Annotated in this window: 5 protein-coding genes; 1 reads left to right on the top strand and 4 read right to left on the bottom strand. The window is 66.5% G+C overall.

The genetic code is table 11. The features are described 5' to 3' along the window. Positions 1-56: 56 nt before the first annotated feature. On the bottom strand, positions 57-3116 hold the full coding sequence (locus Q0112_RS08205; RefSeq protein ID WP_297973796.1) for an efflux RND transporter permease subunit: 3060 nt from the start codon (positions 3114-3116) through the stop codon (positions 57-59). A 10-nt stretch (positions 3117-3126) separates the two neighbouring features. Further along, the gene (locus Q0112_RS08200) at positions 3127-4251 is read right to left on the bottom strand and encodes an efflux RND transporter periplasmic adaptor subunit (protein ID WP_297973794.1); all 1125 of its coding nucleotides are present in this window, start codon (positions 4249-4251) and stop codon (positions 3127-3129) included. 294 nt (positions 4252-4545) lie between these two features. Here Q0112_RS08200 and Q0112_RS08195 point away from each other — a divergent pair, with 294 nt between their 5' ends. Further along, complete coding sequence (locus tag Q0112_RS08195; protein WP_297973792.1) at positions 4546-5325, top strand: glycosyltransferase family 2 protein; 780 nt, start codon at positions 4546-4548, stop codon at positions 5323-5325. On the opposite strand, the gene Q0112_RS08190 is transcribed toward Q0112_RS08195, so the two are convergent. Further along, on the bottom strand, positions 5315-7933 hold the full coding sequence (locus tag Q0112_RS08190; RefSeq protein WP_297973790.1) for a glycosyltransferase: 2619 nt from the start codon (positions 7931-7933) through the stop codon (positions 5315-5317). The two genes, Q0112_RS08195 and Q0112_RS08190, sit on opposite strands and share 11 nt — an antisense overlap. A gap of 168 nt (positions 7934-8101) precedes the next feature. Next, a partial coding sequence (locus Q0112_RS08185; RefSeq protein ID WP_297973788.1) for a stealth conserved region 3 domain-containing protein occupies positions 8102-9517 on the bottom strand: 1416 nt, incomplete at its 5' end.

Below are 9517 nucleotides of genomic sequence, written 5' to 3'. Positions count from 1 at the left end.
GATTCGCCGCGTGAATCCCCCACTCCCGAGTCAATCACGCGGGGACCGTATGAGGCTCAGGTGAGCTCGGGCCAGGCGGTCGCCTCGGTGCGGTCGCGGTGCGAGATGAGGGTGTAGAACATCGGCACCACGAAGAGGGTGAAGCAGGTGCCGATCATCAGCCCGGAGAAGATGACGAGGCCCATGGCGTAGCGCGCCGCCGCCCCGGCGCCCTCGGCGGTGATGAGCGGCACCACGGCCAGCGCCATGGCGGCGGTCGTCATCAGGATCGGACGCAGGCGGATCTTGGCGGCGGCGACGATGGCCTCGCGCCGGCTGAGGCCGTGGACCTCGCGCTGCTGGTTGGCGAACTCCACCATCAGGATGCCGTGCTTGGTGATGAGGCCGATCAGCGTGATGAGCCCGACCTGGCTGTAGATGTTGAGCGTCCCGAGGCCGATGTTGAGCGGCAGGATGGCGCCGAAGATCGAGAGCGGCACCGCCATCAGGATGATGAAGGGGTCGCGGAAGCTCTCGAACTGCGCGGCGAGCACCAGGTAGATGACGAGGATGGCCAGCGCGAAGGCGATGGCGATGGTGTTGCCCTGGCTCACTTCGAGGCGGGACTGGCCGGAATAGTCGATGAAGAAGCCCTCGGGCAGTGTCTCCTGCAGTACCCGCTGCACCTCGGCCAGCCCGTCGCCGGTCGAGACGCCGGGCAGCGGCAGGGCGGAGATGGTCGCCGAATTGAGCTGGTTGAACTGCTCGATGGCGGCGGCGGAGCTGCCGGTCCTGACGCTGACCACGGAGGAGAGCGGCACCATCTCGCCGGTCGCGGCGCGGACGAAGAACTGGCCGAGCGCCTCGGGGTTGTCGCGGAAGGCCTGCGGCACCTGGGTGATGATGTCGTAGCTGTTCGAATCGCGGTCGAACTGGGCGACCGAGCCGCCGCCGACCAGCAGCCCCATCGTCCCGCCGATGTCGCTGATCGGCACGTTGAGGCTGGCCGCGCGGTCGCGGTCGATGGTCAGCGTCACCTGCGGCGCATCGAAGGCGAGCGAATTCTGCACCACGATGAAGCGGCCGGACTCCTGCGCCTTCTGCCGCACCTCCTCGGCGACCTCGTAGACGCGGGCCGCGTCGTGGATCGACTGGATGACGACGGTGATCGGCAGGCCGCCGCCCGAGCCGGGCAGCGAGGGCGGCGCGAAGACGAAGCCCTCGACGCCGGCCACCTGGCCGAGCCGGCCCTGCACGTCCTGCTGGATCTCCTGCTGGCTCCGCTCGCGCTCGGCCCAGTCCTTCAGCGCCCAGATGTAGAAGCCCGAGTTGCGCTGGCGGGCGAAGCCGACGATGGAGAACTCGGTCCTGACCTCCTCGATGTCCGCGGTCAGGTCGGAGATCTGCTCGGTGTAGAGATGGGTATAGTCGAGGGTGGCGTAGCGCGGCCCGTTCAGGATGGCGAAGAGGGCGCCCACGTCCTCCTCGGGCGCGAGCTCGGTCGTCGTCCTGGTGAACATGAAGAGGGTGGCGCCGACCAGCGCCAGCACCATCAGGATGGTCACCGGGCGGTAGTCGAGCGAGCTCGACACCCGCCGCTCGTACCAGTTCGCCACCCGCTCGAAGCTGCGGTCGACGATGCGCTGGAAGCGGCTCGCCTCGCCCGACTTCAGCAGCCGCGCCGCCATGCTCGGGGTGATGGTCAGCGCGACGATGCCGGAGATGATGACGGCGCCGGCGAGCGTGAAGGCGAACTCGCGGAAGAGCGCGCCGGTCAGCCCGCCGGTGAAGGCGAGCGGGGAGAGGACGGCGGCGAGGGTCAGCGTCATGGCGATCACCGGGCCGGTGATCTCCTTCATGCCGACGATCGAGGCGTCGAGCGGCGAGAGCCCCTCCTCGATGTGGCGGTGGATGTTCTCGACCACGACGATGGCGTCGTCGACGACGAGGCCGATCGCGAGCACCATGGCGAGGAGCGAGAGCAGGTTGAGCGAATAGCCGAGCGCCACCAGCACCGCGCAGACGCCGATGAGCGAGAGCGGGATGGTGACGACCGGCATCAGCACCGAGCGGAAGGAGCCGAGGAAGAGCAGGATGACGACGACGACGATCGCCACCGCCTCGACGATGGTCTTGAAGACCTCCTCGATCGAGGCGCTGATCGTCTCGGTCGAATCGTAGACGAGCTCGATCGACATCCCCTCGGGCAGGCTGGCGTTGATCGCCGGCAGCTCGGCCACCACGCCGGCCGCGGTGCTGAGCGGGTTGGCCGCCGGCGTCGGGAAGACGCCGATGAAGGTGCCCCTCTGGCCGTTGAAGGTGACGATCTCCTCCGGCTCCTCGGCGGCGAGCTCGACCCGGGCCACGTCGCGCAGGCGCACAACATGGTCGCCCTCGCCGACGAGCGGCAGGGCACCGAAGGCCTCGGGCGTCTGCAGCGTCGTCTGCATCTGGATGTTGTAGGCGACGAACTCGTTCTCGGTGCGGCCGGGCGCGGCGAGGAAGTTGGAGCTGCGGATCGCGTTCTGCACGTCCGCGGCCGTCGCGCCGCGCGCGGCGAGCTGCAGCGGGTCGATCCAGATGCGCATGGCGTAGTTGGCCGCGCCGATGATCTGGATCTCGGCGACGCCCTGGATCGTCGACATCCGCGGGCGGATGACGCGCTCCAGATACTCGGTCATCTGCTCCTGGGTCATGTTCGGGTTCAGCGCCGCGAGGTACATGAGGGCGAACTGCATCCCCGTGCCCTTGACGATCGTCGGGTCCTCGGCCTCCTCCGGCAGCTGGCCGCGCACGCTCTGGACCTTGGAAAGCACCTCGGTCAGCGCCACGTCGGGGTCGGAGCCGAGCTTCATGTGCACGCTGACGACGCTCGCCGAGGGGGTGGACTGCGAGGTGACGTAGTCGACGTTCTCGGTCGTCGCGACGGCGGCGGCGATCGGCGCGGTGATGAAGCCCTGGATGAGGTCGGGCTGGGCGCCGGCGTAGATGGTGGTGACGGTCACCACCGTCTCCTCGACCTCGGGATACTCGCGGATCGGCAGGTTGACGATGCCCTGGAAGCCGAGGAGCAGGATGAAGGCCGCGAGCACCGTGGAGAGCACGGGCCGCCGGATGAAGAGCTCGGAGAAATGCACCGGCCCGCCCCTAGTCCGCCGGAGCCGCCTGGGCGGCGCCGGCGGTCGCGGGATTGACCGTGTTGTCGACGACGACGGTCGCGCCGCTGGTCAGCCGGTTCTGCCCGGCGGTGACCACCTCGTCCCCGGCCGAGAGGCCCCGGCCGATCTCGACCAGGCCGAGCGAGCGGCGCCCGGCGCTGACGAAGACCTGCTCCACGGTCTTCTTCGCCGCCTCCCCCTCGCCGTCGCTGCGCACGACGAAGACCGAGTCGCCATAGAGGGTCGTGCTCACCACCGTCTGCGGCAGCGCCACCACGTTCTGCTCCTCGGGCAGCTCCACCCTGACCCTGAGGAACTGGCCGGGGTTGATGCGGTGGCCGGGGTCGTCCACTTCGGCCCGTACGGTGACGAGGCGGCTGTTGGGGTCGATCCGCGGCTCGATGGCGGAGATATGCCCGGTCAGCTGGGTATTGCCGACCTCGGTCGAGACCGTCACCGGCATGCCGATGGCGATGAGGCGGATGTCCTGCTCGGGCACCGAGAAGTCGACCCGCATGGTGTCGAGGTCCTGCAGCGTGGCGTAGACGGTGCCGGGGTTGACGAACTGGCCGACGTCGACCTGCGGGATGCCGATGGTGCCGCCGAACGGCGCCTCGAGGCTCTTCTGGTTCATCACCGCGGTGAGGCTCGCCACCTGGCTGGCGGCCGAGATCGCCGTGGCCTGGGCGACGTCGAGGTCGCTGAGTGCGACGACGCCGCGCTCGCGCAGCTCGCGCTGGCGCGCGAGCTGGGTCTCGGCGAGGTCGAGCTCGGCCTGGGCGGCGGCGAGGTCGGCGCGCTCGACGGCGTCGTCGAGCTGCGCGAGATGCTGGCCGGCCTCCACCTCGTCGTTGGCCTGGAAGAGGACGTCCTTGACGATGCCGCTCGTCTCGACCGCGAGCTCAACGCCCTGCGCGGCGCGCGCCGTGCCGATGGCGTCGAGGCCCGGCTTCCAGGTGATCGGCTCGACGGTGACGGTCGAGACGGTCACCGGCGGCGGCTGCATGCTGGCGAAGTAGCCGGCGATCATCTTGTCGCGGAACAGGTTGAACCCGACGATTCCGCCGACGATCACGCCGAGCAGCACGATGGCCAGGATGAGCCGCCAGATCATGTGAAGGTTAGCCCCCTCGCCGAGCGGCGAGCTCCGCCGCGGCACTGCGCGCCAAGATTGGCCTCCCGGCGCGAGAGTCAACCCCGCGACTGGGTGATGCGCGCGCCCCCCGGCAGCCACCCGCCGGCCGAATCCGCCCGCCGCCGCCTCGGGGCGTGACAGCGTGAAGCTTTCGTGACATCGTGACGCCTCGGTGACGGATGCCGTGGACGGGGATCGTCGATGCGTGGGACAGCGGCTGCGGGGGAGGCATGGCGCGCTCTGCGCGCGCCGTCGTCGCCGGCGGCCGGGCAGGTGGGCGACCCCGCGCCGACGCTCGCCGTCTGCATCTCCACCATCGGCCGCCGGCTCGACAACCTGCGCCCGGAGCGGCTCCGCCCCGGCGAGGGCGTCACCTACCACGTCTTCGTGCAGCAGGCCGACGCGGTGTCCGACCTCGCCCGCGCCCGTCTGGCGCAGCGGCCGGACATCCGGGTGGTGCCGGTGGAAGGGCGCGGGGTGGCCCGCAGCCGCAACGCGGCACTCGCCGGCGTCGACAGCGACATCGTCCTCTTCGCCGACGACGATGTCGAGTTCCTCTGCGGAAACTACGCACGGCTCCGCGAGATCTTCGCCGGCGATCCGGCGCTGAGCTGCGTCTGCGGCATGACGCTCGACGAGGCGGGCCGCCCGCGCAAGCGCTTCGGGCGGCACATGTCGCCGCTCCGGCTCTGGAACGTGGCCAAGGTCGGCACCCCCGAGATCGCCGTCCGCCGCGCCCGCGTGGCCGAGCTCGGCATCGCCTTCGACGAGCGTTTCGGCGCCGGGACGGACCTGCCGATCGGCGACGAGTATATCTTCCTCGCCGACCTGCTGCGCAACAAGCTCTCCGGCCGGCACGTCGCGCTGCCGCTCGCGGTCCATCCGCGGCTGAGCTCGGGGATGGACTTCGACGCCGAGAGCCTCGAGACCCGCCGCGCTGTCTTCCGGCGTGCGGTGGGGCGGCTGTGGTATCCGTTCCTGGTGGCCTTTGTGCTCAAGAACTGGGCGCGGTTCCCGTCGCTTCGGGCGGGGTTGAGGTTCGTCAGGATCTGAGGGCGCGCCGCACGCTGTCCGCAGGAGCGCTCGTCGAACTCACGTCCTTCTCCTCGCATGCGGTTGCCCCGCTTCCGTTCCGCAGGCCTTGGGCCGCTGCATCGGCGCTGGGGAACTGCCTCCCCGCAGCGAAGTAGATGGCCTCCTCGAGGCGTCTGCCGGCGGCTTCGATGGAATAGCGCTCCTCGTAGACCTCGCGGGCCTTGCGGCCGAACGCTGCGCGCATTGAGGGGGACGCCATCAGCAGTGCAAGCTTTGCAGCAAAGTCCCCCACGTCGCCGGGAACGGCGCGGAAGCCCGTTTCTCCGTCGATCACGATCTCCTTGGGCCCGGTCTCGACGTCGAACGTAACCACCGGACGGGAGGCCGCATACGCCTCGATCAAGACCATGCCGAATGGCTCATACTCGGACGGCATGGCGCAGATTTCGCCGCGCGAAAGCTCACCCATGCTATCCGTCGTGACGCCGCGAAGAAAGATCCGTTCAGAGAGACCGCCCTCCTTGATCATCGCCCGCAACTTGGGCTCTTCCTCGCCCCGTCCGAATATATGAAGCTCCCACTGGGGGAATTTCTCGGTGAGCCTGGAGAAGGCGGAGATCAGCAGGTCGAACCGTTTCCAGTCTTCGAACCGCCCCAGAGCGACGATTCGAGGCCGTCCGCTCGGATCGCGATACGCTTCGTCACGAACCGGATCGGGCAATCCATTGCCTACGTTGAATACCTTCTTGCAGAAGCTTGCCTGAACTCTCGCGTCTGAATCGGACAGTACCGTGACGGCGGCGGCTCGCGCATAAGACCGCCGGATCATCTTTTGAATGGATGCCTTATGGCTGTCGAAGAACTTGTTTTCCTGGACAAGCACCGCGCTTCGGCCGCGCCGGAACCGGTTGCATATTGGCGCGAGGCCGGGAAAGGTCGGAATGATGACGTCAGCCGTACTGGATCTGATGCGGGAAACCAAACGAATATCCATCAAGAGACCCACGGCTCGGTAAAAGTCCGAGTCCCGGTGCACGAGCACTGATGGCGACCTTCCGAGAAACTTCTCCCACCACGTCAGGCGCTGTGTATGATCCAACAAGGAATATACGCGGATAGCTGGATCAAGCCCCATGTCGGGGATAACTTTTGTTCGGCGCAGGGAAATGATCTCGATATGATAACCGCGCTCTAGGAGGTAGTTCGCGAAGTTCGTCACGGCGCGAACGGTGCCGCCGGTTCCAAATATATTGTAGGCAACAAACAATACGCGAGGTGGTATGCTGTCCAACTCCCCTCTTAAGGTAGGCAGAGATCTGCCAAAGTTCGGGTAGCTTTCCAAGAGATTTGACCTGATCTGAGGATCGAGGCCGTGCGAAATCGCGTTCCTTAGCGCCTCGGCAACGCCTGACGGTTCGGTTGCAACTGGCCCAACCCAATCGCCTTCAGCTCCAGTATAGTCGCCGCGTTCCTCAGTATACTCCAACATGTCGGGCTGATAAAATATTACAGGAGTTGATCCAAGGACAAAGTCAATTGCTACTGATGAATAGTCGGTAATGAGCGCAAGGCACGCGCCTATCTCATCCCCTATATCGCCAAATAGATCGACGTCAACGATCCCTGGAAGCAGTTTGTGCAGCTCTCTCGCGTATGACTTCTGCTTGTTGTGTACGTATACCTTGTATCGTACGCCGTACTCTCGCGACAGGGAGAGAACGCTCGGATCCTCAAGAAGGGATCTGAGCATGTGGACAAAGGGCGAACTTTCGGTTGCCGAGCCACGTGCCCAGGAGTTGCGCCACGTGAGAAATATTGGAACGATGTTTTCGCGCCGACCAGGCTTAGGGAACTTGAGCCGATCGTGTCGTGGGAGGCCGCTCTCGACCAGGCGGGCGGCAGGCAGTCCGGCACGACGCGATATCTGGTCCGCCTTCTTCGCGCTCGCCTCTGCGGCGGCGGCCACGACCGGATCCGCGCTCTCGCCAGCGTAGGCGCGCAGCGCGTGAGCCAATTCGCCCAGGCCGCTCCTCGACTGGGTGTCGGTCGTAAGCCCCAGCAGCGCACCCATGAGGGCCAGCCGCCGACATTCGTTGACGTCGGTCGTGGAGACCATGCGGTCGGTGGCAATATCAGCCTCGAAGTCGGTCGAGACAACGAAGCGGAGAAGCCGCCCCTCGTAATGAGACGCCGTGAAGTTGACGCGCTTGTATCGAAGAACTCCGTGCTGGAGGTAAAAGAACGGTATGTCGGCCTTCTTCAGGATGCCTGGAAGGGGGGGATATACGTCCAGGTAGCCATCGCTTACGACCAGTAGTCTTGCCCTGGCGAGATGAGCAAAGTGCCGAAAGGTGCCATACCGCAGGACGTTCTTTCCGAACCGTTCTAGTTTCTCCCGATCTCGGCATCGGCTAGCAGCCACGAAATAGACATCCCTTCGCCCGGCATCATACAAGTCCGCAAAGAGAATGTAGCTGTTGTCGCGAGCCTCTAGCCCGTCCTTCTCACCGAATATGATAGTGGATTTGTCGTTCGAGGACGAAAAGAAGAAAAATACACGGGCAAGTTGGAAACGGGTCATCCGCAGGAGCTGCAGGATGCGCCTCTTCTGGGGGTTCGAGAGCACTATCAACTTCCGTTACTAGTTTGACGACGCGCCTGCTGGCGGCCGCCCGGCCGCCGGCGCGTCCATTCCTTGGCCCCACTCGACCCGAATGCCTTGTACCGCCCCCTCGGGGCAAGCTCGATGCCAGCGGTCGGGCGGCCACGCATCAGCACATCCCGCGGCCCAAGCCTATTGCCGAGCTGGAACCTCCCAGGACACCGGGCATGGGAAAGCCGACTCCATAAAGTCGGCGACGCCGGCTGTCCAGATCGAGCTGTGCCGCATGTCGCCTCCGTCGTTGATGCAGACGATCTGCGACTTGCCGGTGACCGCCTCGGCAAGGCGTGCCCGCCAGCGGATGTCCTGGGCCTTCACGAAGATGCTCGTGCAGTCGGCTGTCCGCGCCCGGCCCGTCGCCAGGGCATAGTGATGGTAGAGGAAGCTCGTGAGGTTCACGTCGTTGCTGCGGCGGAAGCGGTTGGAGCGGAACGCCGCGAAGGGATCGGCGAATTCGGCCTCGATCTCGGCGAGGACCGAACGGCGCAGTGCGTAGGGGACATGCCGGTGGAGCTGGGTCGGCACGTGGCCGAAGCGGCTCGCGATCAGCCGCGCGGAGTTGCGGGCCGCATTGAGATGGTCCGCGTCCCCGGGTTTCACGGGCCCCGCGACCATGGCGTAGGATTCGAGCTGGCTCAGGGACGTGCCGTTCGGATCGAAGAAATGGCCTTTGGAGAGGGGCTGCATGACGAAGAAGTCGTCGTTCAGGTAGAGGAAATGCTCGGCGAGCTCGGGGATGTGGTGGAGGTAGCTCTCGATGACGTGCGAGTTGAAGGTCGGGAGATACGGGAGATCGATGATCTCCTCGTGCCGCACCCAGGCGATCCGCGGATCGTCCGCGCCGAGCCACTCGGGGCGGGCGCAGTTGGTGAGGATGTGGATGCGCCGGACCCAGGGCAGGTTCCGCGCCACGGAGCGCAGCGAGTAGCGCAACTCGTCCTTGTTGTGGAAGCGGGCGGGGTTCTCCGCGTCGATGCTGGCCACCCCGCCTGCCTCCGGCGCGCGGGCGGTCCGGAACAGCTCCTGCCACTGCCGATCGGCGTGGTTGACCCAAGTGTAGACGACGTCGATCGGGCGGTCCTCGGCGATCTGGCCGAGCGTGCGCCCGCCGAGGAGCCCGCTGGCCTCGGTGGTGCCGGGTTGCTCGAAGATGTCGGCGTAGACTGCCCGGGCGATCGTGTTCGTGTCGTTCGCCGACACCCAGCGGCCGGACGCGATCTTTCGATAGGATTCGATCGCCAGTGTTGCCTGGCCGAGGTCCTCCCGCGCGAAACGCGCCTCGATCTGCCTGGCTTCGAGCGCGCGGCTGTTGAAGTGCGTGCTGCCGAGGGTGACCGGCGCGCCGCCGATCGAGAGCGAGACGCCGGGCGTGATCGCCGCGAGGCGCACGAGGGCGGAAACGAGATCGATCTCGGCGACGCCGACGGTGACCCGGCCCGGCTGCCGGTCCAGCACGAGGACGTGCAGGTCCCGGGCGATCTCCTCGAGCACGCTCTCGATCGACGCCGGAGGGCGGGCGCCGGCGACGGGCGCGCGCAGCTCGGGCCG

The organism is uncultured Amaricoccus sp. (assembly GCF_937858865.1).
Lineage (GTDB): Bacteria > Pseudomonadota > Alphaproteobacteria > Rhodobacterales > Rhodobacteraceae > Amaricoccus.
This window is presented reverse-complemented; position numbering and strand designations above follow the sequence as displayed.

What these genes read in the sequence shown, in the direction of transcription:
- Q0112_RS08200 (WP_297973794.1), bottom strand. Translation starts at nt 4,251, where the DNA reads ATGATCTGGCGGCTCATCCTGGCCATCGTGCTGCTCGGCGTGATCGTC.